Raw genomic sequence first — 23346 nt, 5'->3', positions numbered from 1 at the left:
GGCCACCGCGCCGCCGGGCGGGTGCAGGCAGCCCAGCAGCGACATGACGACAATGGCCGCACCGACCGCGACGGCCGCCGCCAGCAACGGAACCGGGATCAACAGGCCGCAGGCCACACCAGCCAACGCGCCGATCAGGTTGCCGCCGATCACGCCGCGCGGCTGGGCCAGCGGACTGGCCGGCACGGCGAAGACGAGGACCGCGGAAGCGCCGATCGGCGCGGCGATCAGCGGAACCCAGGAAGCCGCATGGTCATGGACCAGCCGCGCCAGGAACCCCACCGCCGCGATGCCGAGCAACGCCCCTGCGCCGCCGCGCAGAGCGTCGGCGAGCTTGATGGGCGCATGGCCGCGCAGAAGGGTCCGCAGGTCGAACGACATGGCGGCGTCCATGCCAGAACGCGGCGCGCCAGGGGACTCCGAAACTCTGCGGCCGCCTCCAGAAACCCTCAGTCCAGGGGCCGCCCGCGCGTCTCCGGCAGCAGAAACAGGGTGCAGACCACGCTGACCAGGGTGAACAGCAGCGGGTACCAGAGGCCTGCGTAGATGTTCCCGGTCGCCGCCACGATGGCGAAGGCGCTGAACGGCACGAAGCCGCCGACCCAACCCGTCCCGACGTGATAGGGCAGCGACAAGGCGGTGTAGCGGATCCGTGTCGGGAACAGCTCGACCAGGGTCGAGGCCTGCGGCCCGTAGAGCGCGGTGGCCGCGACCACGAAGATCAGCATCACCCCGAACAGCCCGAACAGGTTCATCCGCTCAGGATCGGCCTTCTCCGGATAGCCGGCCTTGGCCAGCGCCGTCTGCAGACGTTCCTCGAAGCCGGCCTTGGCCGTCTTCAGCTCCGCCTTGCCCAGGCCCGCGCCCTCGAACGAGGCCACGGTCGCGCCGCCGACCGTGATGGAAGCGACCGCCCCGGGCAGGGCCTCGCGGTTCTCGTAGGATATCCCGGCGTTGGCCAGAGCGGCCTTGGCGATGTCGCAGGAGGTCACGAACTGCGCCTTGCCGACCGGGTCGAACTGCAGGCTGCAGGTGGCCGGATCGGCGATCACCGCCACCGGCATGCGGGCCTCAGCCTCGGCCAGGGCCGGGTTGGCGTAGCGCGCCATCTGGTGGAAGCCGGGAAAGAAGGCGATGACCGCCAGCGTCATCCCGCCCCACAGCACCCATTTGCGGCCGACCTTATCCGACAGCCAGCCGAAGAAGACGTACAGCGGCGCGCTGACCACGGTGGCGGCGATGATCAGCAGGTTCACCGTCTTTGGGTCGACCTTCAGGAAACGCTCCAGGAAGACCGGCATGTAGAAGAAGGCGCAGTACCAGACGGCGCCCTGGGCGAACATGATGGCGGTCAGGGCCAACAGGACCGTCTTGAGGTTCTTCCATTGGCCGAAGGCTTCCCTGAACGGCGCCTTGGTCGCCTCGCCGCTCTCCTTCAGCTTCTGGAACGACGGGCTTTCGGACAGCTTCAGCCGCATGAAGATCGAGACCACCAGCAGGCCGGCCGAAACCAGGAACGGAATTCGCCAGCCCCAGGCGGTGAAGGCCTCTTCCCCGACGATCGTGCGGGTGACCAGAATCACGATCAGCGCGCCGAACAGGCCGAACGCCGCCGAGGTCTGGATCCAGCCGGTCATCTGGCCCCGCTTGTCGGCCGGGGCGTGCTCGGCGACATAGATCGCCGCGCCGCCGTATTCGCCGCCCAGGGCGGTGCCCTGCACGATCCGCATCAGGATCAGCAGCACCGGCGCGACCCAGCCCGCCTGGCCGTAGGTCGGCAGCAGGCCGATGGCGAAGGTCGCCGCCCCCATCAGCACCACCGTGATCAGGAAGGCGCCCTTGCGGCCGGCCTTGTCGCCGATGCGGCCGAAGATCAGCGCCCCCAGCGGCCGGAAGAAGAAACCCGCGCCAAACAGGGCCAACGCGGCCAGGACTCCGGCCGTTTCGCCCAGCTCGGCGAAGAAGTTCCTGCCAATGATCGAGGTCAGCGCCCCGAAGACGAAGAAGTCGTACCACTCGAACGCGGTGCCGGCGGATGACGCCGCCACCACCGTACGCATCGACGCCGGCTGTTCATCCTGGGCGCGCGGCGCTTCCGCCGTCATATCCGCCATGTCCCCGTTCCCCCTGTGTCGACCGCAGGTCTAGCACGCCCGCGACCGGGGAAAAGGCGTTCACGCGACGTGGGTCTCCGAAACGTCGGCCGGGGATGCGATGCGGGCGATTTCGGCCAACAGGGCGGCGGGCGAAATCGGCTTTCCGACCACGCCGTCCATCCCGGCCGCGAGATAGGTCTGACGCTGGTGGGATAGCACGTTCGCGGTCAAAGCCACGATGGGAGTCACACCCGCCGGGCCCGGCAAGGCCCGGATCCGCCGAGCGGCCTCCAAGCCGTCGATGCCGGGCATCTGGATATCCATCAGGACCAGGTCGAAGCCGCCCGCCGTCGCGGCCTGAACCCCCTCCAAGCCGTCCGCCGCCGTGTGCGCGATCGCGCCGAGCGTCTCCAGAAGCTTGCAGGCGATCGTGCGGTTGGTGGCGTTGTCCTCGACGACCAGTATCTTCAAGCCTTCGAGCAGCCTGCTCTCCGCCTGGGCGTCCGCGGCCCGCGGACTTGCAACCTGGGCGGCGATCTCCAGCCGGAAGGTCGAGCCCGCGCCGGGCGTGGAGACGAAGCTCACCGAGCCGCCCATCATCTCCGCCAGGCGGCGGGTGATCGCCAGACCGAGCCCCGAGCCGCCGAAGCGCCGCGTCGCCGACGCGTCGGCCTGGTGGAAACGCTCGAACAGCTTCACCTGCGCCTCCGGCCGGATGCCGACGCCGGTGTCCTCCACGATGAAGGCCAGACGATCGGACGCCGGCCGCTCGCAGCGGACGCGCACGCCGCCATCCAGCGTGAACTTCACCGCGTTGCCGATCAGGTTGAACAGGCACTGCCGCAAACGCACCGGATCGGTCCAGACCCAGCCCAATGCCTCGGCCTCGTCGAGGGCCAGCGTCAGCCCCTTGGCCGCAGCCTGGGGCTCGAGCAGACGGATCACGCTGCGGACCAGGTCCGCGGCCTCGACCGCCTCTTCCGAAAGATCCAGCCGGCCGGCTTCGATCCGCTCGAAGTCGATGACGTCGTCGAGCAGCGTCGAGAGCATCGCCCCGCAGCTGAGCGCCTCGTCCAACAGTCGGCGACCTTCGTCGCTGACCGGTTCATTCTTGAGCAGGTGGAGCACGCCGATGACGCCGTTCATGGGCGTGCGGATCTCGTGGCTCATGTTCGCCAGGAACCGGGCCTTGGCCTCGGCCGCCGTCTCCGCCGCCCGCTGCGCCTCGACCAGGGCCAGCTCCTGCCGTTTGCGCGCATCGATGTCGAGGACCAGGCCGACACCCCGCCGGGTGGGTCGGTCGAGTCGGTAGAACACCCGGACCCAACGCTCGACGCCCTCGCCGTGATGGATGCGGAACTCCATCGAGATGTTCTCTTCGCCCTGCGACCAGCGGCGGTTCGCGGCGCTGACCAGCTCACGATCCTCGGCATGCACGAAGGGCCAGACCGTCTGGGCGACGTCAGTGTAGTTCATCCGCCGACCGACGACCCGGAAGAAGGTCTCGCTGGCCCAGAAGGTCCGCGCCAGATGGTTGATCTCGAAGGCCCCCGCCTCGGCCGCGTCGAGCGCCAGCTCCTGGCGCCAGGCGTCCATCCGCGCCCGCTCCATGAGCGCCTGGACCCGAGCCTCGCCGGCGCGGGCGGCGTCCCGGGCCTCGACCAGTTCCGACACGTTCTGGGAGATGCCCTTGAGGGCGAAGATTCCGCCTCGAGGCTCCGTGCGGAAGGTGGCCCGCATCGTCAGCCAGCGCCCGTCGCGGGTCTGTAGGCGATGCTCGATCGTGGCGCCGACTCCCTTCAGGACTCCCGCCGCGAACACGGCCCTGACGGCCTCGCGGTCCTCAAGAGGAATGAGCTCGTAGAAGCGCTCGGGTTCGGCGATGTCCTCGGCCGACCAGCCGCTCATCGCCAGGATGTCGTGCGACCATTCGATCCGGCGTTCCCGGGATTCGTAGCTCCAGGTCCCGAGCCCGGCCGCCTCGGACAGCATCGACTGCATCCGGCGCGCCGCCTCGAGCTCGTCCTTCTCGCGCCGTTCCCGGGTGACGTCCCGCAGGATGCCGATCAACTCGCCGCCGGGCCCCAGCCGAGAACGACCTTCCAGCCATAGCCAGCCCCCGTTCTTGCAGGCCACCTGCAGGCAGTTCGTCGCCTCGCCGTCGCGCCGCAGGCGTCGGACGGTGTCGGCGGCCTCGGCCTGGCTGTCGGGGTGGACGAAGTCCAGGACGGGATGGCCGACCAGGTCCTCGCGCGTCCAGCCCGTGGTCTTGTCCCAGCCGGCGCCGGCGTCGACGAAGACGCCGGCGGGCGAGACCACCGCGAACATGTCCATGGCGTTGTCGAAGAACCAGCGCGCGGTCGCGGCGTCGACGCCGGCCTGCCGCCGCCTTCTTCTGTCGCCGGTCTTCATCCCGGACATCCCATTCGCTTCCCCGTTTCGAGATTGGAGGAGCAAAGGTGAACGGGACGTTCGCGGCGCGCGGCGCGCTAGGGCTCGGCCCACATCCGCAGAAGGTTGTGGTAGGCGCCGGTCAGGGAGACGATCGAGGGGTCGCCCTGGCCCAGCGTCTGAGCCGCCCGCTGGATCGCCATGTCCATGTCGAACAGCAGCGCGCGGCGGGCGTCGTCGCGGACCAGGCTCTGGATCCAGAAGAAGGACGACACCCGCTCGCCGCGAGTGATCGCCTCGACCCGGTGCAGGCTGGAGGCCGGATAGAGGATCAGGTCCCCCGCCTCGAGCTTCACCTGGTGGACGCCGTAGGTGTCGTCGACGGTCAGCTCGCCGCCGTCATAGGCTTCGGGCTCGGTCAGGAACAGAGTCGCGGACAGGTCGGTGCGGATGCGCAGCGCCCCGTCGCGGGTCTGGCGGATGGCGTTGTCGACATGGTCGCCGAAGGTTTCGCCGACGCCGTAGCGGTTGAACAGCGGCGGAAAGATCCTGGCTGGCAACGCCCCCGCGACGAACAGGGGGTGGCGGTTCAGGGCCGCGACGATGACCGCCCCAGCCTCCCGAGCGACGGCGCTCTCCTCCGGCAGCTGGCGGTTGCGCTTGGCCAGGCCCGACTGGAAGCCGGCGGTGACGCCGCCGTCGACCCAGCCCGCCGCGTCGATCAGCGCACGTATCCGGGCGACCTCGTCCTTGGTCAGCACCCCGGGAATCTGAAGCATCATGACGGCGGGTTCCTGCGGAAAGAAAGTCGCCCCGTCCGGAGAGGGACGGGGCGCAGGATAACCGGTTCCGAGAGGAGGATCGGAGGAAACTAGAACCGGTAGTTCAGGGTGACTTGAGCCGACCGGGCGTCGCCCGGCGTGGCCCAGCCGAAGCCGTTCGCGGAGCGGATGCGGGTGTAGTACTCCTCATCCGTCAGGTTCTTGATGTTCAGCTGAAGGCTGATGTTGTCGGTGGCCGTCCAGGTGACCGCCGCGTTGTGCACCCAGTAGCTCGGCGCGTGGTACAGCGCCGTCGAGCCGGTCGGCCGCTGGAAGGCGTACTCGCCCGAGAAGGTCGCGCCGTAGCCCACCATGATCTTGTCGGTGATCATGTAGCTGGTCCACAGGTTGAACGCGTGCTTGGGCGTGTTGGGCAGCGGGTCGCCCTTCTGGGCGTCGAGCACCCCGTCCACGACGTTCTGCAGGATTTCGCTGTCCAGGTAGGTGTAGTTGGCGATGACCGTCCAGCGCTCATTGATCTGGCCGGCCGCGCCCAGCGTCAGGCCGCGGACGCGCGACTTGCCGTCCAGCTGCTGAGGCAGGTTGGTGGTCAGGTCGTTGACCCGGAACTTGCTGCGCTCGTTCTGGAAGATTGCGCCGGTCAGCGACAGGCGGCTGTCGAACACGTCCCACTTGGCCCCCAGCTCGATGACCTCGCCCTCCTCGGGATCGACGTCGCAGTTGGGGTTGGTGGTGACCGAGCAGCCGCCATTGACGGTGCCCTGGGACGGCGTCTCGGTGTTGCCGTAGGCCAGGTAGAGGCTGGCGTTCTCGACCGGCTTGTAGACGACGCCCAGGCGGAACGAGAACAGGTTCTCATCGCTCTTGGCCCGGGTGGTGACGCCCGGCGTCGCGACGCCGCCGACCACGGTGTAGGGCGTGTTGATGAACTCGCCGTCGTTCTTCTCGTAGCGCAGGCCGCCGTTCAGCTGCCACTGGTCGTTCAGCTCGACCGTGTCGAAGACGTAGAGCGCCTGGTTGTTCAGTTCGCCTTCGCTGATCGCGCTGAGGAAGAAGTTCCGCGGGCCGGTGTAGACGTTGACCGGGTTGCGGAGCGTCATCTGCGGATAGGCCGGGGCGACGCCCGCGGTGGTCCGCTGGATGTTGCCGGTGGTGAGGTCGTAGGTCTCGTGCGAGATCGAAAAGCCGACCACCATGTTGTGCTTCCAGCCGAACGTGTCGAACTTCAGGTTCACGTCGGTCTGGCTGACCCACTGCTGGTTCTCGGTGTCGCGGATGTTCCCGCGCGGACCGGAAAGCGTGTAGCTGCCGGCCGGGGTGCAGGCCACCGGCTGGAAGGTCGTCGACGGCTGGGCGCTGAAGCCGTTGTTCAGGCACCAGGTCCCCTGCGGCGGGTTGACCAGCAGATCCTGCGTCACCTTCTGCCAACGGCTGATGTTCGACAGGGTGATGTTGTCGTTGAACGTCCAGCGCACCCGTCCGGTCAGGCTGTCGACCTGGGTCTTCTGCCGGTCCATGTTGCGGTAGCCGAAGTAGGTCGACCGATCGACGCCCGGCAGCGGGCCGTTGACGATGATGTTCGAGCCGTAGGGCACGCCGTACTCGGGCGTGTTGTCGTCTTCCTGGTGGAAGTAGGACAGCGTCGCTTCGATCGGACCGCCGACGCCGAAGGTGACCGAGGGTGCGATCCCCCAGCGGTCGTAGGTTTCGACGTCCCGGCCCGGCACGTCGTTCTTGTGCTTCATCGCGTTCAGCCGGACGGCGATCCCGTCGGCCACCACCTTGTTCGCGTCGACGGTCAGGCGACCGTAGCCGTCCGTGCCCAGGCCGCCGGTGATGAGGGCCGTATCGCGGGCGTGCGGGAGCTTGCTGACCAGGTTGATCGAGCCGCCCAGCGAGCCGGCGCCCGAATAGACCGAGTTGGCCCCGTTCACGACCTCGATCTGCTGCAGGTTGAAAGGATCGCTGCGGGTGTACTGGGCGCTGTCGCGGAGCCCGTCGGTGGTGATGTCGTTGTTGGCCGAATAGCCGCGCAGATTGATGCTGTCGCCGTAGCCGCCGCCGCCTTCGCCGGCGCCGAAGGTGATCCCCGGCACCGTGGTCAGGATGTCGCGCAGAGTCATCAGGTTCTGATCGCGGACCGTCCGATCGGAGACGACGGTGATGGTCTGGGGCGTATCGAGCGGCGTGGCCGTCAGCTTCGGCGAGGACGGCGCATGGCCCTTGGCCCCGACGATATCGACGCCCGAGACGTCGGTCGGCTGATCGGCGTCGGCGGCGGTCGCGTCGGCGGCCAGAGCCAGGGCGGGCGCGAGCGAGAGGCCGGCGGCGCCGGCGACGGCGGCCACGCTCAGGGCGCGCTTGGCGCGGGCGGTCACGCCGGCGCGGGTGTTGGATCGCATTGGTCGAGTATCCCCAGTCTTCGCCGCCCCCTTCCCAGCAAGGGTGCGACTGCGAGGCGTTCTTATGCCTCGCATTTCAGACTTGCAATGAGAATCGTTCGCAACTCATAGACTGTTGCAGAACAGCGACACCGCTTGACCGGTCCTCGTCCCGCGCCTAGCCCGAAGAAAACAGGGGAAGACGACATGAGACGGCCTCTCGAAGGCGTGCGGGTGCTGACGATCGAACATTTCGGAGCCGGTCCTTACGCCACCCAGCTGATGGCCGAACTCGGGGCGGAGGTGATCAAGATCGAGAGCCCGTCCCTGGGCGGCGACGCCTCGCGTCCCACCGGCCCGTTCATGCTCGGCGAGCACGACAGCCAGTATTTCCAGACCTTCTCACGCTCGAAGAAGAGCGCCGCGGTCGAGCTGAAGACCCACCAGGGCCGCGCCGACTTCGAGCGGCTCGTGGCGGGCGCCGACGCGGTGGTGAACAACCTGCGCGGCGACCAGCCGGTCAAGCTGGGCCTCACCTATGAGGCCCTGAAGGCGATCAACCCCGCTGTCGTCTGCGGCCACCTGTCGGCCTACGGCCGGGGCAACAGTCGCGAGGCCTGGCCGGGCTATGACTATCCGATGCAGGCCGAGTGCGGGCTGATGAGCCTGACCGGCGAGCCGGACGGCCCGCCGGCGCGGATGGGCGTTTCGATCATCGACTTCATGACGGGTTCGACCTTCGCCTTCGGGGTCGTGTCCGGCGTCCTGTCGGCGCGGACGACCGGCTTGGGCTGCGACATCGACGTGTCGCTGTTCGACGTCGCCCTGCACCAGCTCAGCTATCCGGCGATCTGGGCGATGAACGAGCGCCATCCGACCGACCGCCTGCCCGCCGGCGCCCACCCCTCGCTCGCGCCGGTGCAGCGCGTGAAGACCAAGGACGGCTACGGCCAGCTGATGTGCATGACGCAGAAGTTCTGGCTGGAGCTTTGCGCGATCGCCGAACGCCCGGACCTGGTCGCCGACCCGCGCTTCGCCGACCTCGCCGCCCGTCGCGCCAACCGGCCCGCGCTGACCGAGGCGATCGACGCCCTGTTCGCGACCCGCACCACGGCGGAATGGCACGCCCTGTTCGCCGGCCGCGTCCCCTTCGGCCCCGTCAACGGCCTGTTCGAGGCGCTGGACAATCCGTTCGTGGCCGAGATCGGCATGCGCGACATGGTGGAGCATCCCGACCGCCCCCAGGGCCTGCACATGCTGGCCGCGCCGGTGAAGGTCGACGGAAACCGCATGCCCGGCCGACGCGCGCCCAAGCTGGGCGAACAGACGGAAGAGCTGCTGGGGTAGTCGCATTGCGTCCTTCGAGACGCTCGCCTGAGGGCTCGCTCCTCAGGATGACGAAGTCAGAAGGCGCCGCTCACATTCGTCATGGTGAGGAGCCGGGCCTCAGCCCGGCGTCTCGGATCACGCAGTGAGCGTCCCGCCCCTCAGATCTTCAGCGCCTCGCCGGTCATCCGGCGGTACAGGTCCAGATACCGCTCCGACGTCGCCTGGACGACCACGGCCGGCAGCGCCGGGGCGGGAGCCTCGCCGTTCCAGCGGCCGGCGGTCTTCTCGGCGTCGAGGTAATCGCGCAGCGGCTGCTTGTCGAAACTCGGCGGGACCTCGCCGACGCTCCAGCCCTCGGCCGGCCAGTAGCGCGAACTGTCCGGCGTCATGACCTCGTCGATCAGTACGACCTTGCCCGCCGCGTCGCGGCCGAACTCGAACTTGGTGTCGGCCAGCACCAGGCCGCGCTCGGCGGCCAGGTCGCGGCCAGTCGCGTAGACCTTGCGGGCCAACGTCTCCAGCTCAGTCGCCAGGTCGACGCCGACCGCGGCGCCCATCTGGGCGATGGTGATGTTCTCGTCGTGGCCGGTCTCGGCCTTGGTGGCTGGGCTGAACACCGGCGGATCGAGCCTCTCGCTCTTGCGCAGGCCGGCCGGCAGGGCCTCGCCCGCCAAAGTGCCGCGCTCGGCGTATTCCTTCCAGGCCGAACCGGACAGGTAGCCGCGCACCACGCACTCCACCGGCACGACCGTCACCCGGCGGCACAGCATGGCCCGGCCCAGGATGGCGTCGCGATGTTCGGCCAGAGCCGGTACGGCGGCGATGATCTCGTCGGCGTCGGCCGACAGCATGTGGTGGTCGACCACCCCGTCCAGATGGCGGAACCACCAGGCGCTCAGCTGGGTGAGAACCGCGCCCTTGCTCGGCACGGGCTCGGTCATGACCACGTCGAAGGCGCTCACCCGGTCGGTCGCCACCAGCAGCAACCGGTCGGCGTCGACGGCATAGATGTCCCGCACCTTGCCGCGCCCGATCAGGTCCAGCGGCAGGTCGCTTTGGATCATCAGGGTCACGGGCCGTCTCCACGCTGCGTCCCGCCGGTGCGGCGGACGGCGCCCCAATAGCCTCGAACCGCTCCGTCCGGTAGCTCAGATCTTGCGGCGCAGGCCCGCCCAAGCGTCGGCCAGGCCGTCGCGATGCTGGGGGGCGGCCACGCCGATCAGCGCCTCGGCCCGTTCGTCCAGCGTCCGTCCGCGCAGATCGGCCACGCCGTGCTCGGTGATCACCAATCCGACGTCGGCGCGCGAGACCGACACCGCCCCCTCGCCCAGCCGCAGGACGATCCGGCTGATCGCCCCGCCCTTGGCCGTGGCCGGCAGCGCCAGGATGGGCAGGCCGCCGTCCGACAACCGTGCGCCGCGCAGGAAGTCGGTCAGGCCGCCGGTTCCGGAAATCTGCCGGCCGCCCTGGAACTCCGCGTTGGCCTGGCCGAGCAGATCGACCTCCAGGGCGGAGTTCACGGCGACCAGGCGCGGGATCTGGGCGAGCACGCGGATGTCATGGGTGACGTTCGACGGCTCGAACCGGATCCGCCTGTCCTCGGCGCAGCGCGCGTAGAGTCCCGGCGAACCGGCGGCCAGGCCGGTCACGACCTCGGTCAAGGCGCCCGACTCGAGGACCGGCAGCAGCGGGTCGGTGACCATGCCGGAATGGATGCGCAGGCCCTTCAGCCCGTCCAGCGCCTGCAGCGCCGCGACCCCGGCCTTGCCGAGCCCGAACTGGACGCTGGCGCCGGTCGGCATGATCTCCGCCAGGCGCTGCTTGATCGTCTCGAAAGCGGGATCGAGATCGCCGGCGTCGTAGCCCAGCAGCGGCGTGTCGTCCTCGGCGATCAGATCGAACGCCGACAGCGGGACGGTCGCCCCCTGCACGTGCGGCATGTTCGGATTGACGATCGCCGCCCTGAGCAGACCCGGCCTCGCCAGCACCGCCGGGGCCAGGTCGCTGGCGACACCCAGCGACACCTCGCCGTCCGAGTCCGGCGCGCTGACCACGAAGACCGCCAGATCCAGCGGCGTCTCGCCCAGCCAGTCGTAGGTCTGCCGCCAGGTGAGGGGGCGCAGGGCGAACCGCCCGGCTTCGAAGCTGGGCCGCCAGTCGGCGGACAGGAAGGTCCCCTCGGCCCGCGCCTCGGCATGCAGGCCGGCCCAGTCGGTGCGGTTGATCCCCGGCACATGCGGTCCGACGAAGGTCGCCCCGGCGGCCAGGTCGGGGCTGCGACGAAACGCCTCCAGCAGCCCCAGCGGCTCGCCCGGACCGCCCGGAATGAACAGCCTTCCCTCCCCCGGTTTCAATCGGGAGGCGAGCAGCTCGGCCAACTTATCCATCGATAGGCGAATCACGTCACCCTCGGTTCAGACGACGCCTGCAACCGTATGCGGCGCCGATGTGTTCAAGCGTTGAATACCCGGCTCCACAAGGACCTTCAGCGTCATGCGCCGCGTCACCGCCGACCACCCCTTCGACGTGATCAAGCCGTTCATGGTCATCGCCGCGATGGCCTTCGTCACCGGCTTCCTGGGCTATCTCGGCTTCTTCGGCCTGCCCCTCTAGGCCGCGCCCGTCGAGCCGAAGCCGCCGGCGCCGCGCGCCGTCTCTTCCAGGCTCGCGACCTCGCGCCAGCTCGCCTGGGCGACCGGCGCGATCACCAGCTGGGCGATGCGGTCGCCCCGGCGGATGATGAAGTCCTCCTCGCCCAGGTTGATCAGGATCACCTTCACCTCGCCGCGGTAGTCGGCGTCGATGGTCCCCGGCGTGTTCAGGCAGGTGATCCCGGCCTTGGCGGCCAGGCCCGACCGCGGCCGCACCTGGGCCTCGAAGCCCGCCGGCACGGCGAACGACAGGCCGGTCGGGACCATCGTCCGCGCCATCGGCTTCAGCATCATCGGCTCATGCTCGGGCACGGCCGCGCGCAGGTCCATGCCCGCGGCCAGGGCGGTCTCGTAGGCCGGCAGCGGAATGCCCTCGGCGTGCGGCAGGCGGGTGACGGGAATGGTCGGCGTCATGGAAACTCGCGGAACGATCGGTTGAAGACAGGGTGGAGCCGACGGGGCGGTCAGCTCTGGATCAGGGCCTCGGCGATGCGGGCGGCCAGCTTGGCGCCGACGCTCTCCTTCGCCTCGCGCTCCCAGCGCTCGACGCCGGTCTTGGTGACCAGCATCACCGCGTTCTCGCTCCCGCCCATCACGCCAGGCTCGGTGACGTCATTGGCGATGATCCAGTCGCAGCCCTTGCGGGCCAGTTTGGCGCGGGCGTGTTCGAGCACGTCGTTGGTTTCGGCCGCGAAGCCGACCACCAGCCTGGGCCGCTGCGGATTGTCGACGGCCAGGGTCGCGAGGATGTCAGGGTTCTCGACCAGCCGCAGCTGCGGCGGGCCGTCCTTGCCCTTCTTCAGCTTGACTCCGAAGGCTTCGTCCGGACGCCAGTCGGCGACCGCGGCGACGCAGACCGCGGCGTCGACCGGCAGGGCGGCCTGGCTGGCGGCGAGCATCTCACGCGCGGACTCCACGTCGACCCGTTTCACCCCCGGCGGGGTCGGCAGGCTGACCGGCCCGGCGACCAGGGTCACCTCTGCGCCCAGAGCGGCCAGCGAAGCGGCGATGGCGAAACCTTGGCGTCCGCTCGACCGGTTGGTCAGCAGGCGCACGGGATCCAGCGGCTCGGCCGTCGGGCCGGCGGTGACCAGCACCTTCTTTCCGACCAGCGGCCGCCCGGCCGGGCCTTCCAGCATGGCCATGATCGCGTCGAAGATCGCCGGAGGCTCGGCCATCCGGCCCAGACCGAACTCGCCGCAGGCCATGGCCCCTTCGTCGGGGCCGACGAAGCTGACGCCGTCGCCCCGCAGGGTCGCCAGGTTTCGCTGGGTGGCGGGATGGTGCCACATGCGCACGTTCATCGCCGGCGCCATCAGCACCGGCTTGTCGGTGGCGAGGATCGTGGTCGAGGCCAGGTCGTTGGCATGGCCGCCCGCGGCCTTGGCCATCAGGTCGGCCGTCGCCGGCGCGACCACCACGAGATCCGCCGAGCGGCTGAGCTCGATATGGCCCATCTCGGCCTCGTCGGTCAGCGAGAACAGCTCGCTGTAGACCTTGTCCTCGGACAGGGCCGACAGGGACAGCGGCGTGACGAACTCGGCGCCCGCCTTGGTCAGGATCGGCCGGACGCCGACGCCCGCCTTGCGCAGGAGCCTGGTCAGCTCAAGCGTCTTGTAGGCCGCGATGCCGCCGCCGACGATCAGAAGAACCCGCCGCTCGCTCAAGCCGAACCCTCGTCTCTAGCCGTAGCCTCGTCACTTAAGGCGCCGGAACGGGCTGGACAAACGTTCAACCCTGTGTTCTGCATTCGTTCGTTAACACTTTTAACGTGTATGACGGGGGCTTTCATGGACGGATTGAGAATGGCCTGGCCCATCGTGGCCGGGGCCGCGCTTCTGCTCGCCGGATGCGACGGCGGCGCGTCAGCGGTGCCTATGCGGGGCGAAGCCGCGCCGACCCCTGTGGCGGCGAGCGCGGTCGTCGAAACGCCGGGCGCCGCATTCGACCCGCCGCCCAGGCAGCGGCCCGAGGCGGTCCGCAGGATCGACGGCAAGCCGGTCTGGTCGTCCAATCGTCGCTATTCCGCCGAGGAGAACGCCCGGCGGCATTTCGAGCGGGACGGCGCGGCGTTCAACGCCGGTTCGGTGGACGACTACGTGGCCAAGGCCCACGCCTTCATCAACCGGCCGCCGGCGGGCGTCGAGACCCTGACCCGCCGCAACGGCGACCGGTTGCTCTACGATCCCGCCGGCAACGTCTTCGCCGTGGCCACCCGCGACGGCGCGCCGCGCACGATGTTCAAGCCCCGCGAGGGCTCGGACTACTGGCGCGAGGTCAAGGCGCGGGAAGCCGAAGGCGGCGCGCGGCGGAACCGGGAGCGGACCGGGGATCGCGGCGGCGAACGGGGCTGACGGAGCTCTCTATCGGCTCCACGGAATGGCAGGCGGCGCGGCTATGGCAGCCATGCTTTCGTCGTTGGCGTGTCCGACATCGATCACGTGCCTGGGCTCGAACGGAAGTTCCGAACCCAGCCACAGGCTGTCGTTTTCGGCGATCTCGCTCGGCTGATTGTCGAGCATCCCGATGTACGAGCCATCCGGCAGAAGCTCACGGACGATGACCCACATCCGTTCGCATGCTTCGGGATCGCCATCTCCCTCGAGCGCGATCCGGAAGATCAGCTTGGCGAAACAGCCCGGATAGAGCGCCTGTCGAACGGCTAGGTCGGGGATTTCAAACGTCGCCGGCGCGGCGCGATGACGATCTTCGCCGTCTTCCAGCTCCCAGCCATCGATCTCCCAGCTCGGGCTTCGCATCCTTGCCCCTAAGCCAACGCCCAGAACAGCCAGGCCGCCGCGGCCGAGGCGACGGCGCCGAAGGCGAACCAGACCAGGCCGCCCGACTTGTCGCGGGTCTCGACGACGGTGACGCGGCCGGCGGCGTCGGCCTCCGCCAGCCGGGCCAAGGCGCGGACGGCCCGGAGGGCTTCCTGGGCGAAGTCGCGGGCCTGGGCGACCGGGCCGAGCTCGCGGGCGATCCAGCGGCGGACCACCGGCTCGGCCGCGGTCCAGAGATCGTGGTCCGGCTCGAGACGCCGGGCGACGCCCTCGACCGTCACCATGGTCTTCTGGAGCAGGACCAGCTCGGGACGCAGCCGCATGTCAAACAGGGCGGTGATCTCGAACAGCTGGGCCAGCAGCCGTCCCATCGAGACCTCGCTGGCCGCCCGACCCAGCACCGGCTCGCCGACCGCGCGCAGGGCCTGGGCGAAGGCTTCCTGGTCGTGATGGGCCGGCACGTAGCCGGCGTCGAAATGGATGCGCGCCACCCGCTGGTAGTCGCGGGTGATGAAGCCGTAGAGGATCTCGGCCAGATAGCGACGCTCCATCGGGCCCAGTCGGCCGACGATGCCGAAGTCGACCGCCACCAGCTTCGCCGGCGGGATCACGAACAGGTTGCCCTCGTGCAGATCGGCGTGGAACACGCCATGGTCCAGGGCCTGGGTCAGGAAGGCGCGGATGATGTTGTCGGCCAGTTCCTGACGGTTCAGGCCGGGCAGATCCAGGGTCGCCGGATCCGACAGCGGGACGCCCTCGGCCCATTCCAGCGTCAGCACCCGCTTGCCGACGCCGTCCCACACGACGGCCGGCGCGCGCATGTAGGGGTCGCGGGCCATGACCTCGGCCATTTCCGAGGCGCCGGCGGCCTCGAACCGCAGGTCCAGCTCCAGCTGCAGGGCGCGGATCACCGTGCGCGAGAAGGCGACCGGCTCGAGCCGGCGCGCGTCCGGGATGAACCGCTCCATCAGCCGTGAGGCCAGCAGCAGAGCGCGGCCGTCGGCGGCGACCTTGGCCTCGACGCCCGGGCGCAGGACCTTCACCGCCACCTTGCGGCCGTCGGCCAGCCAGGCCTCATGCGCCTGGGCGATCGAGGCGGCGGCGACCGGCGCGCTGAACTTGACGAACAGGCTCTCCACCGGCCGACCCAGCTCGCGCTCGATCTCGGCCTTGGCGATCGGCGTCGGGAACGGCGGCAGCTTGTCCTTCAGGTGCGAGAGGTCCTGGGCGAAGGTCTTGCCGAAGATGTCGGCGCGGGTGGACAGCACCTGGCCCAGTTTGATCCCGACCGGGCCCAGCCCCTCCAGCACGCGCGCCATCCGCTCGCCCGGCCGCCCCTGCCGCGCGGCGCGGCCCGAGAACAGGCGCAGGAAGGCGGCCAGGGTCCGGACGCCCGGCGGCAGCAGGGGGTCGACCTCGCGCGGGATCAAGGCGTCGGCGCGGATCAAGGTCCAGCCGACGGCCAGCAGGCGGGCGAACGCAGCCAGGTCCATCGCCTAGACCGTTTCCCCGGCGAAGGCCGGGGCCCAGATGAAACCCGTCACGCGCTCAGACCGTATCTGGGTCCCGGCCTTCGCCGGGATGAGCGGAGCTTGAAAGGTCATCGCCTACAGCGCCCGGCCCGTGTGCATGGCCGCGACCCCGCCGGTGAAGTTGCTGAAGCCGACGGTCTTGAAGCCCGCCTTGCGGATCATGTCGGCGAAGGTGCGTTGGTCGGGGAAGCGGCGGATGCTCTCGACCAGGTACTGGTAGGACTCCCGGTCCTTGGCCACCCATTCGCCGATCTGCGGGATCGCCTTGAACGACCACAGGTCATAGGCCGACCGCACCGCCGAACTGGTCGGGCGCGAGAACTCCAGGCAGATGAAGCGCCCGCCCGGCTTCAACACCCGGCGCGCCTCGAACAGGGCGGCCTGGACGTCGGTCACGTTGCGGATGCCGAAGGTGATCGAATAGGCGTCGGCGCAGGCGTCCGGCAGCGGCAGCCGCTGGGCGTCGCCCACGGCCCAGCAGACTTCCGGCGGATAGCCCCGGGCGATCCCGGCGGCGATCATCTCGGCGTTGTAGTCGATGACGTGGACGGTGGCGTCGTCGCCGCCGCGCCGCTCCTGGGCCGCCCGGGCCATCTTGGCGTAGCGATGGGCCATGTCGCCGGTGCCGCCGGCGATGTCCAGGATGGTCTCGCCCGGCTGCGGGTTCAGCCGCGCCGCGACCGCGTCCTTCCAGAGCCGGTGCACGCCCGCGCTCATCAGGTCGTTCATCACGTCGTATTTCGAGGCGACGCTGTCGAAGACGCCGCGCACGAGGCCCGCCTTCTCCTTGGGGTCGACGTCTTTGAAGCCGAAGGTGGCGCTGGTCTCGCTCATGGCCTAGCTCATAGACCCCAACGTCATCCTCCGCTAGCCGAGCCGCATGCCTGAATTGCCCGAAGTCGAAACCGTCCGCCGCGGCCTGTCGCCGGTGCTGGAGGGCGCGCGCCTGGTCCGCGTCGAGGCGCGGCGGCCGGACCTGCGCTTTCCGTTGCCGGAAGGCTTCGTCCAGCGCCTGACCGGCGCACGGATCGAACGGCTCGGCCGGCGCGCCAAGTATCTGCTCGGACATCTGGACCGCGGCGACGTGCTGGTGATGCACCTGGGCATGACCGGCCGGTTCGAGATCGAGGCCGGAGAGGCCGCCGCCCAGCGTCCCGGCGAGTTCGTCTACGCCGCTCCGCCCGACCCCAAGCACGCCCATGTGGTCTTCGAGACCGAGGCCGGCGCCCGCGTCACCTACTACGATCCGCGTCGGTTCGGCTTCATGGGCCTGGTCGACGCCGCCGGGGTGACGAGCCATCCCTGGTTCGCGAGCATGGGCCCCGAACCGCTGGGATCCGACTTCAACCCGGCCCTGCTGGCCGAGGCCTTCGCCGGCCGAAAGCAGAGTCCCAAGACCCTGCTGCTGGACCAGCGCATCGTCGCGGGCCTGGGCAACATCTACGTCTGCGAAGCCCTGTACCGCTCGGGCATCTCGCCGCTGAAGCCGGCGGGCAAGGTCCCAAAAGCCAAATTCCCGCAGCTGGTCCAGGTCGTCCGAGACGTCCTGGAGGAGGCCATCGTGGCCGGCGGCTCGACCCTGCGCGACTTCGCCTCGACCGACGGCGCGCTCGGCTATTTCCAGCACCGCTTCCAGGTCTACGGCCGCGAAGGCGAGCCCTGCCTCACCGCCGGCTGCGGCGGGACGATCGAGCGCGAGGTCCAGGCCGGCCGCTCGACCTTCTTCTGTCGCCGCTGCCAGAAATAGGCTTCAGGCCGCCGCGCCCAGGCCCGGCACCGGGCAGGTTCCGGCCGGCGGCAGGGTGCTGGTGACCGGCGGGTCCGGATAGTACTGCGTCGTCTGCTGCGCCGACTGGGCGGCCGCCGTGCCGAGCAGCAGCTCGATCAGCTTCAGGGACTCGTCCAGTCCCGAGGAGATGCCGCCGCCGGTCAGGCGGTTGCGGTCGAGGTGGAACCGGGGGGCGCCCGGCACGACGGTCACGCCATGATACTTGCCGAAGCAGTTCACGAACGCCCAGTGGGTGGTGATCTCGTAGCCGTCGAAGATCCCCGCCGCGGCCCCCAGCACCGCCCCTTCGCAGACCGAGCAGACGTATTTGGCGTCGACGCTCTTCTCGGCCAGGAAGTTCAGATAGGTCCGCTCCGGATCGTCGAGCTGCGCGGCCAGGGCGTCCGGAGCGCCGCCCGGCGTCCACAGCACGTCCCAGGCCGAGGCCTCGCAGAAGCCCTTGTCGATCTTCAGCTGCACGCCGTTCATCGTGGTGACGACCCCGGGCGTCGCCGCGATCAGCTCCACGTCCAGCTGAGCCCAATGGAACATCTCCATCGGCCCGGCCACATCCAGCAGGTTCACGCCCTGGTACACAGGAATGCCGATCAACATCGCCGCCCTCCCTCTGCGTCTTGGCGGCGCCGATCCTGCGCCCATCCGGCGACGATTGTAAGAATGCAATTTATGGGTGCGTGACGCGGCGGAGCGGTCGACGCTAACGAAGGGCCATGACCTCGAAACGCGCCCTCCTGTCGACCGTGCTGAGCCTGCTGGCGCTGGCTTCGGCGTCGCCGGCGACCGCGGAGCCGGCGACCTGGACGGTGAAGGACGCCGACTCCCGCATCCTGCTGTTCGGATCGGTGCATGTCCTGCCGCCGGAGCTGGCCTGGCGCCCGAAGGCGCTCGACGACGCGCTGGCCCAGGCCGACGATCTCTGGTTCGAGACCGACGTCGGCGGAGCCGGCGTGACCGAGTCCGGACTGCTGGCCCGGCGGCATGGAACCCGGCCCGCCGGCGCCGGCCTGCTCGCGACACTGTCGCCGGCCGGCCGCGCGCGGCTGGAGCGGGTATGCGCCCGCCTGGGCCTGGCGCCGGTCGCGCTGGACGGGCTGCGACCCTGGCTGGCCGAGGTGACCCTGAGCGTGGCGGCCCTGGCCGCCCAAGGCGCCGGCGTCGAGGCGGGCGTCGAACGGTCCCTGCTCGACGCGGCGCCCAGGGCCGAGCGGAAGATGCTGGAAAGCCCGACCGAACAGATCGCCTTCTTCGCCGACGCGCCCGAGGCCGACCAACTGGCCTCGCTGGAAGACACGCTTCGCCAGCTGGACGAGGATCCCGCCTTCTATGACCGGTTGATCCGAGCCTGGGTCGCCGGCGACCTGAAGACGATCGAGGCCTTGGGGCTCGAGCCGCTCAAGACGGCGTCGCCGGTTCTCTATCAGCGGCTGATCGTCGAACGGAACCGGCGCTGGGTGGCGGCGATCCGCAAGCGCCTGGCCGGCGCGGGCGAAACGGTGATCGTGGTGGGGGCCGGCCATCTGGTCGGTCCGGACGGCGTGCCGGCCCTGCTTCGCGCCCAGGGGATCGAGGTCGAGGGACCCCAATAGGTCAGAACAGCGCTTGAGCCGAAGCGGCGGCGGAGGCACAAACCCGCCATGGCTTACCAGACCCTGATCGTCGAGACGCCGGATACGGGCGTCACCCTCGTCCGCCTGAACCGGCCCGAGGCCCTCAACGCCCTCAACAGCCAGCTCCTGGGCGAGCTCGGCCAGGTCCTCGACGCCGCCGCCGCGGACGAGACCGTGCGGGTGATCGTCCTGACCGGCTCGGAGAAGGCCTTCGCCGCCGGCGCCGACATCAAGGAGATGTCGGACAAGTCCTACGCCCAGATGATGACCAGCGACTTCTTCACCGCCGCCGCGCGCAAGGTGGAGCAGTTCCGCAAGCCGATCATCGCGGCCGTCAGCGGCTACGCCCTGGGCGGCGGCTGCGAGCTGGCCATGATGTGCGACTTCATCATCGCCTCGGACACCGCCAAGTTCGGCCAGCCGGAAATCAATCTGGGCGTCGCGCCCGGTATCGGCGGCACCCAGCGCCTGACCCGGTTCGTCGGCAAGTCCAAGGCGATGGACATGATCCTGACCGCCCGGATGATGGACGCCGCCGAGGCCGAGCGCTCCGGCCTGGTCTCGCGCGTGGTCCCCAAGGACAAGCTCCTGGACGAGGCCCTGGACGCGGCCCGCAAGATCGCCGGCCATTCGCCCCTCGCGGTGCTGATGAACAAGGAACTGGTCGAAGCGGCTTACGAGACCACCCTGACCACCGGCGTGGCCCTTGAGCGCCGCCTGTTCCACAGCCTGTTCGCCTTCGACGACCAGAAGGAAGGCATGGCCGCCTTCGTCGACAAGCGGAAGCCGGACTTCAAGGGCCGCTGACCGCCGCCTTCACCGGCCGTTCGTCTTTGCGCGCCGATAACGGAGCGTTCGAAGACGTTCGGTTTCGGTGCTCATGGTTCGTGTCGTTCTGGGTCTGCTGCTGTCGATGGCCGCCACCGCGGCCCTCGCCGATCCCTGCCAGGCGATCCCAGACAAGGGACCCAAGCCGAGCTGGGCCAGGCCCGGCTATGTCGTGACGGGTCCGGTGCGCTACGTCGGCGACGGCGACAGCCTGTGCGTCGGCCGGACGGCCGATCCGCGCAGTTGGGTCGAGATCCGGCTGGCCGATTTCTACGCCCCCGAGTTGCGCGAGCCCGGGGGCGCCCGGGCCAAGGCGACGCTGGAGCGGGTCACCGCGGGACGCGCCCTGACCTGCACGGCGGTGCGCGGCGACAACGGGCGGGTGGTCAGCTACGACCGGCTGATCGCCGTCTGCCGACTGGGCGACCGGGCCCTGGCCGAGGCCCTGCGGCGCGAGGGCGTCTCCGAGGGCGGCCGCGGCCTCAGGGGGCGCTGAGCAGCGGCGCGGCTTCCTCGCCCGCCAGCCATTTCGCCAGATGAACCGCCGCCGCCTCGCCCGCGCCGTCGGTCACGATCATGTGGGCGGGGGCGCCTCTGACCTGCAGCTTCCAGCGGTTCTGCAGCCGGGCGAAGCCGAGACGCTGCAGCCGATCGGTGAGCTTGGGCTCGGCCGTGACCAGGATCAGGCCGCCGCCGGCTTCGGCCCGCTCCAACAGGCCTTTGGGCGAGAGACCTTCCAGGCGGTAGGCCTTCGCGTCTCGAGCGGCGAGCGCGCGCGCCAGGTTCGACGTCAGATCGGGGTCGCAGACGACGGTCACCGGTCCCCCGGACAGGCCGCAGCCGCTCAGCGCCAATGCGGAGAAAACGAAGACTCTGCGATCCATCGGCGTTGCTTATGACGGATCGCGTCATCTTCGGCCAGACTCGGCCAGAGTCGCATTGACCGACCCCCAGCCTTCCTGTATTTGGCCGCCCTTCGATTTATTCGGCGTACGCGGATGTCGCGCGCGCCCTGTCCGTTTGAGGTCCGAGCCCCATGGCTAACAATCCCGGCGCCAAGAAGGCGATCCGTAAGATCGAGCGCCGCACCGAGGTCAACAAGGCCCGTCGTTCGCGCGTGCGCACCTTCCTCCGCAAGTTCGAGGAAGCCCTGGCGTCCGGCGACGCCGCCGCCGCCAAGGCCGCCTTCATCACCGCCCAGTCGGAGCTGATGCGCGCCGTGTCCAAGGGCGTGGTCCACAAGAACACCGGCTCGCGCAAGGTTTCGCGCCTGAACGCCCAGTTGAAGAAGCTGTCGGCGGCCTAAGGGGTTCTCCCGGGAGCGGACGGTTAATTCGCCCGCTTTGCCTGAAAATTCAGCAGGTTGATCAGCCGGTCGGCGACATTCTCGCCGGCCGGTTTTTTCGCGTCCACAGTTCCCGCATGCGGCGAAATCACTCAGCCATCTGACCCCTGAAACGCGGATTCCCTTGCCGGGCGAGGGGCAACTCCGAGTCAACAGAAATATCCGTGCCGAGACTCTAATTTCACGTTTGACCCACCGTTTTTGGGCCACCTATTGTGAGCGCCCTAACGCGATAGTTCATCTCCATTTTGGGCATGAGGAAGGCGACGGCGGGCGCAGTGCATCCGCTGAATAAGACCCTGTTTGCGTTGGATTTTTCGGCTTCGCGGCCGTGGGGAGGGGGAGCTCCATTCGCGAGGAACACTTGGTTTTGGGCGGGCTGAAACTATGACTTCGATGGGCGGGCAAATGCCTTCGCAAACTCCGGCAGGCGCTGTGTGGACGAAAGCCTGCTTGGCGCTTCGCAGCGAGCTGGGCGAGGCGGCCTTCGGCTCCTGGCTGGCGCAGGCCTCTCTGCGCGAAGTCGGCGGCCAGCTGGTGCTCGTCACCCCGACCGGCGTCGCGCGCGATTGGATCCGCCGCAACGCCTGGCGTCGGATCGGCGAACTGTGGGCTCAGCACGACCCCGAGGGTCGCAGCCTGGACCTGAAGTCCCGCATGGAGTTCGAGTCCGAGACCGGCGGCATGGACATCATCGCCGAGGCGATCGAGGTCATGGATCCCGTCTCGACCGACGCCCCCGCCATCGCTCCGACGCCCCCGACCCGGCCGTCCCGCACCGCGGGCCTGCAGGAGCGCTTCACCTTCGACAGCTTCGTGCCGGGCCCGGCCAACGAGTTCGCCCACGCCGTGGCGCGCCGCGTGGCGAGCTGGGCCGACGGCCATTTCAACCCGGTCGTGTTCCACAGCCCCTACGGCTTCGGCAAGACCCACCTGCTGAACGCCCTGGCCTGGGAGGCCATGCGCGCCGCGCCGGAGAAGCGGGTCGTCTACCTGACCGCCGAACGCTTCCTGTCGACCTTCGTCCGCGCGGTGATGGATCGCCAGACCGCCCTGTTCAAGGACGAGCTGCGCGCGGCCGACCTGCTGCTGATCGACGACGTGCACTTCGTGGCCGGCAAGCAGTCGACCCAGGAAGAGCTGTTCCACACCCTGACCGCCCTGATGGAAGATGGCCGCCGCGTGGTGTTCTCGGCCGACCGCCCGCCGGCGGCGATCACCGAGATGGACGCTCGTCTGCGCAGCCACCTGTCGGCCGGCCTGGTCTGCGGCATCGAGCCCGCCGACCGCGGCCTGCGTATGGGCATTCTGGAGCGCAAGCTGGCCTCGCTGGGCCGCCAGGGCGGCTTCATCGCCCAGGCCCGCCCCGACGTGCTGCAGTTCCTGGCCGATCGCTTCACCGACAGCGTCCGCGAACTGGAAGGCGCGCTGAACACCCTGGTCGCCCGCATGGGCGGCGAGGTCGGCGCCCTGACGCTGGACGAGGCGCAGAACATCCTGCGTCCGCACCTGCGCGGCGCCGAGAAGCGCATCACCATCGACGACATCCAGAAGGCCACCGCCGAGCACTTCGGCCTGCGCCAGGCGGACCTGATCTCCGAGCGCCGCAACCGCTCGGTGGCCCGCCCGCGCCAGGCGGCGATGTGGCTGGCCAAGCAGCTGACCACCCGGTCGCTGCCGGACATCGGCCGCCGCTTCGGCGGTCGCGACCACACCACCGTCCTGCACGCCGTGCGCCGCATCGAGGCCCTGAAGGCCGAGGACGCCCAGCTCGCTCGCGACCTGGAAGCCCTGACCCGCAAGCTGCGCGGCTAATCGGCAGCTGCCCCTGAGGC

The 23346-nt window shown here is 69.4% G+C and carries 21 protein-coding genes and 1 pseudogene; 8 read left to right on the top strand and 14 right to left on the bottom strand.

What is annotated here, in order from left to right:
- Positions 1 to 33: 33 nt before the first annotated feature.
- From CSW64_RS22205 to CSW64_RS01025, 5 genes and pseudogenes are all read right to left on the bottom strand, one after another.
- Positions 34 to 381 (bottom strand): annotated as a pseudogene (locus CSW64_RS22205) (HPP family protein); the annotation flags it as partial.
- A gap of 68 nt (positions 382 to 449) precedes the next feature.
- Positions 450 to 2105, bottom strand: coding sequence for an MFS transporter (locus CSW64_RS01040; protein WP_099624066.1), 1656 nt, complete (start codon positions 2103 to 2105; stop codon positions 450 to 452).
- 69 nt (positions 2106 to 2174) lie between these two features.
- On the bottom strand, positions 2175 to 4508 hold the full coding sequence (locus CSW64_RS01035) for an ATP-binding protein (protein ID WP_099624065.1): 2334 nt from the start codon (positions 4506 to 4508) through the stop codon (positions 2175 to 2177).
- A gap of 77 nt (positions 4509 to 4585) precedes the next feature.
- On the bottom strand, positions 4586 to 5269 hold the full coding sequence (locus CSW64_RS01030) for a Fe2+-dependent dioxygenase (RefSeq protein WP_099620347.1): 684 nt from the start codon (positions 5267 to 5269) through the stop codon (positions 4586 to 4588).
- Between the two features lie 89 nt (positions 5270 to 5358).
- Positions 5359 to 7671, bottom strand: a complete 2313-nt coding sequence (locus CSW64_RS01025; RefSeq protein ID WP_099620346.1) for a TonB-dependent receptor — start codon at positions 7669 to 7671, stop codon at positions 5359 to 5361.
- A 186-nt stretch (positions 7672 to 7857) separates the two neighbouring features.
- Between CSW64_RS01025 and CSW64_RS01020 the strand changes: the two genes are divergently transcribed.
- Entirely contained in the window at positions 7858 to 8997 is a 1140-nt protein-coding gene (locus CSW64_RS01020; protein WP_099620345.1) for a CaiB/BaiF CoA transferase family protein, read from the top strand.
- A gap of 140 nt (positions 8998 to 9137) precedes the next feature.
- Here CSW64_RS01020 and CSW64_RS01015 read toward each other — a convergent pair whose 3' ends face one another.
- The 4 genes from CSW64_RS01015 to coaBC all read right to left on the bottom strand — a co-directional run bounded on the left by CSW64_RS01015 (position 9138) and on the right by coaBC (position 13297).
- Complete coding sequence (locus CSW64_RS01015; protein WP_245863925.1) at positions 9138 to 10043, bottom strand: phosphoribosylaminoimidazolesuccinocarboxamide synthase; 906 nt, start codon at positions 10041 to 10043, stop codon at positions 9138 to 9140.
- Between the two features lie 84 nt (positions 10044 to 10127).
- On the bottom strand, positions 10128 to 11357 hold the full coding sequence (locus CSW64_RS01010) for an acetyl-CoA hydrolase/transferase family protein (protein ID WP_172448411.1): 1230 nt from the start codon (positions 11355 to 11357) through the stop codon (positions 10128 to 10130).
- Positions 11358 to 11588: 231 nt separating this feature from the next.
- Positions 11589 to 12044, bottom strand: coding sequence for a dUTP diphosphatase (gene dut, locus CSW64_RS01005; protein WP_099620342.1), 456 nt, complete (start codon positions 12042 to 12044; stop codon positions 11589 to 11591).
- A gap of 50 nt (positions 12045 to 12094) precedes the next feature.
- Complete coding sequence (gene coaBC / locus CSW64_RS01000; protein ID WP_099620341.1) at positions 12095 to 13297, bottom strand: bifunctional phosphopantothenoylcysteine decarboxylase/phosphopantothenate--cysteine ligase CoaBC; 1203 nt, start codon at positions 13295 to 13297, stop codon at positions 12095 to 12097.
- 138 nt (positions 13298 to 13435) lie between these two features.
- On the opposite strand from coaBC, the gene CSW64_RS00995 reads away from it, so the two are divergent.
- Positions 13436 to 13984 carry a hypothetical protein gene (locus CSW64_RS00995; protein ID WP_245863794.1) on the top strand — a complete coding sequence of 183 codons (549 nt, stop codon included), beginning with the start codon at positions 13436 to 13438 and terminating at the stop codon, positions 13982 to 13984.
- A 9-nt stretch (positions 13985 to 13993) separates the two neighbouring features.
- Here the strand turns inward: CSW64_RS00995 and CSW64_RS00990 are convergent, their stop codons facing one another.
- The 3 genes from CSW64_RS00990 to CSW64_RS00980 form a co-directional block, all read right to left on the bottom strand.
- Positions 13994 to 14389, bottom strand: coding sequence for a DUF2314 domain-containing protein (locus CSW64_RS00990; RefSeq protein WP_099620339.1), 396 nt, complete (start codon positions 14387 to 14389; stop codon positions 13994 to 13996).
- Positions 14390 to 14397: 8 nt separating this feature from the next.
- Positions 14398 to 15903, bottom strand: coding sequence for a 2-polyprenylphenol 6-hydroxylase (ubiB, locus tag CSW64_RS00985; RefSeq protein WP_099620338.1), 1506 nt, complete (start codon positions 15901 to 15903; stop codon positions 14398 to 14400).
- A 114-nt stretch (positions 15904 to 16017) separates the two neighbouring features.
- Positions 16018 to 16776, bottom strand: coding sequence for a class I SAM-dependent methyltransferase (locus CSW64_RS00980; RefSeq protein WP_099620337.1), 759 nt, complete (start codon positions 16774 to 16776; stop codon positions 16018 to 16020).
- 46 nt (positions 16777 to 16822) lie between these two features.
- Between CSW64_RS00980 and mutM the strand changes: the two genes are divergently transcribed.
- The gene (gene mutM, locus CSW64_RS00975; protein WP_099620336.1) at positions 16823 to 17689 is read left to right on the top strand and encodes a bifunctional DNA-formamidopyrimidine glycosylase/DNA-(apurinic or apyrimidinic site) lyase; all 867 of its coding nucleotides are present in this window, start codon (positions 16823 to 16825) and stop codon (positions 17687 to 17689) included.
- A 3-nt stretch (positions 17690 to 17692) separates the two neighbouring features.
- Here the strand turns inward: mutM and CSW64_RS00970 are convergent, their stop codons facing one another.
- Positions 17693 to 18325, bottom strand: a complete 633-nt coding sequence (locus CSW64_RS00970) for a DJ-1/PfpI family protein (RefSeq protein ID WP_099620335.1) — start codon at positions 18323 to 18325, stop codon at positions 17693 to 17695.
- Between the two features lie 116 nt (positions 18326 to 18441).
- Between CSW64_RS00970 and CSW64_RS00965 the strand changes: the two genes are divergently transcribed.
- The 3 genes from CSW64_RS00965 (at position 18442) to CSW64_RS00955 (ending at position 20662) form a co-directional block, all read left to right on the top strand.
- Positions 18442 to 19317 carry a TraB/GumN family protein gene (locus CSW64_RS00965; protein ID WP_099620334.1) on the top strand — a complete coding sequence of 292 codons (876 nt, stop codon included), beginning with the start codon at positions 18442 to 18444 and terminating at the stop codon, positions 19315 to 19317.
- 48 nt (positions 19318 to 19365) lie between these two features.
- Complete coding sequence (locus CSW64_RS00960; RefSeq protein ID WP_099620333.1) at positions 19366 to 20145, top strand: enoyl-CoA hydratase; 780 nt, start codon at positions 19366 to 19368, stop codon at positions 20143 to 20145.
- A 73-nt stretch (positions 20146 to 20218) separates the two neighbouring features.
- Positions 20219 to 20662: a thermonuclease family protein gene (locus CSW64_RS00955; protein WP_099620332.1), complete on the top strand. Its 444-nt coding sequence runs from the start codon at positions 20219 to 20221 to the stop codon at positions 20660 to 20662.
- On the opposite strand, the gene CSW64_RS00950 is transcribed toward CSW64_RS00955, so the two are convergent.
- On the bottom strand, positions 20649 to 21050 hold the full coding sequence (locus CSW64_RS00950; RefSeq protein WP_099620331.1) for a hypothetical protein: 402 nt from the start codon (positions 21048 to 21050) through the stop codon (positions 20649 to 20651). The genes CSW64_RS00955 and CSW64_RS00950 overlap by 14 nt on opposite strands.
- A gap of 152 nt (positions 21051 to 21202) precedes the next feature.
- On the opposite strand from CSW64_RS00950, the gene rpsT reads away from it, so the two are divergent.
- Positions 21203 to 21472 (top strand): 30S ribosomal protein S20, encoded by a 270-nt coding sequence (gene rpsT / locus CSW64_RS00945; RefSeq protein ID WP_099620330.1) that lies wholly within the window; start codon positions 21203 to 21205, stop codon positions 21470 to 21472.
- A gap of 426 nt (positions 21473 to 21898) precedes the next feature.
- A complete protein-coding gene (gene dnaA / locus CSW64_RS00940) occupies positions 21899 to 23326 on the top strand; it encodes a chromosomal replication initiator protein DnaA (protein WP_099620329.1) in 1428 nt (475 codons plus the stop codon).
- Positions 23327 to 23346: the final 20 nt, after the last annotated feature.

Origin of the sequence: Caulobacter mirabilis, from assembly GCF_002749615.1 — a bacterium.
Taxonomy (GTDB): Bacteria; Pseudomonadota; Alphaproteobacteria; order Caulobacterales; family Caulobacteraceae; genus Caulobacter; species Caulobacter mirabilis.
This window is presented reverse-complemented; position numbering and strand designations above follow the sequence as displayed.

Bases quoted from the DNA above. Each gene is read 5' to 3' on its own strand.
- mutM (WP_099620336.1), top strand. From the start codon at position 16,823: ATGCCTGAATTGCCCGAAGTCGAAACCGTCCGCCGCGGCCTGTCGCCG.
- CSW64_RS00980 (WP_099620337.1), bottom strand. From the start codon at position 16,776: ATGAGCGAGACCAGCGCCACCTTCGGCTTCAAAGACGTCGACCCCAAG.
- CSW64_RS01020 (WP_099620345.1), top strand. From the start codon at position 7,858: ATGAGACGGCCTCTCGAAGGCGTGCGGGTGCTGACGATCGAACATTTC.
- ubiB (WP_099620338.1), bottom strand. From the start codon at position 15,903: ATGGACCTGGCTGCGTTCGCCCGCCTGCTGGCCGTCGGCTGGACCTTG.
- CSW64_RS01040 (WP_099624066.1), bottom strand. From the start codon at position 2,105: ATGACGGCGGAAGCGCCGCGCGCCCAGGATGAACAGCCGGCGTCGATG.
- CSW64_RS01015 (WP_245863925.1), bottom strand. From the start codon at position 10,043: ATGATCCAAAGCGACCTGCCGCTGGACCTGATCGGGCGCGGCAAGGTG.
- rpsT (WP_099620330.1), top strand. From the start codon at position 21,203: ATGGCTAACAATCCCGGCGCCAAGAAGGCGATCCGTAAGATCGAGCGC.
- CSW64_RS01025 (WP_099620346.1), bottom strand. From the start codon at position 7,671: ATGCGATCCAACACCCGCGCCGGCGTGACCGCCCGCGCCAAGCGCGCC.
- CSW64_RS00970 (WP_099620335.1), bottom strand. From the start codon at position 18,325: ATGTTGATCGGCATTCCTGTGTACCAGGGCGTGAACCTGCTGGATGTG.
- CSW64_RS00965 (WP_099620334.1), top strand. From the start codon at position 18,442: ATGACCTCGAAACGCGCCCTCCTGTCGACCGTGCTGAGCCTGCTGGCG.
- CSW64_RS00950 (WP_099620331.1), bottom strand. From the start codon at position 21,050: ATGGATCGCAGAGTCTTCGTTTTCTCCGCATTGGCGCTGAGCGGCTGC.
- CSW64_RS00995 (WP_245863794.1), top strand. From the start codon at position 13,436: ATGGCCTGGCCCATCGTGGCCGGGGCCGCGCTTCTGCTCGCCGGATGC.
- CSW64_RS01035 (WP_099624065.1), bottom strand. From the start codon at position 4,508: ATGAAGACCGGCGACAGAAGAAGGCGGCGGCAGGCCGGCGTCGACGCC.
- CSW64_RS00990 (WP_099620339.1), bottom strand. From the start codon at position 14,389: ATGCGAAGCCCGAGCTGGGAGATCGATGGCTGGGAGCTGGAAGACGGC.
- CSW64_RS00960 (WP_099620333.1), top strand. From the start codon at position 19,366: ATGGCTTACCAGACCCTGATCGTCGAGACGCCGGATACGGGCGTCACC.
- CSW64_RS01030 (WP_099620347.1), bottom strand. From the start codon at position 5,269: ATGATGCTTCAGATTCCCGGGGTGCTGACCAAGGACGAGGTCGCCCGG.
- dut (WP_099620342.1), bottom strand. From the start codon at position 12,044: ATGACGCCGACCATTCCCGTCACCCGCCTGCCGCACGCCGAGGGCATT.
- CSW64_RS00955 (WP_099620332.1), top strand. From the start codon at position 20,219: ATGGTTCGTGTCGTTCTGGGTCTGCTGCTGTCGATGGCCGCCACCGCG.
- dnaA (WP_099620329.1), top strand. From the start codon at position 21,899: ATGACTTCGATGGGCGGGCAAATGCCTTCGCAAACTCCGGCAGGCGCT.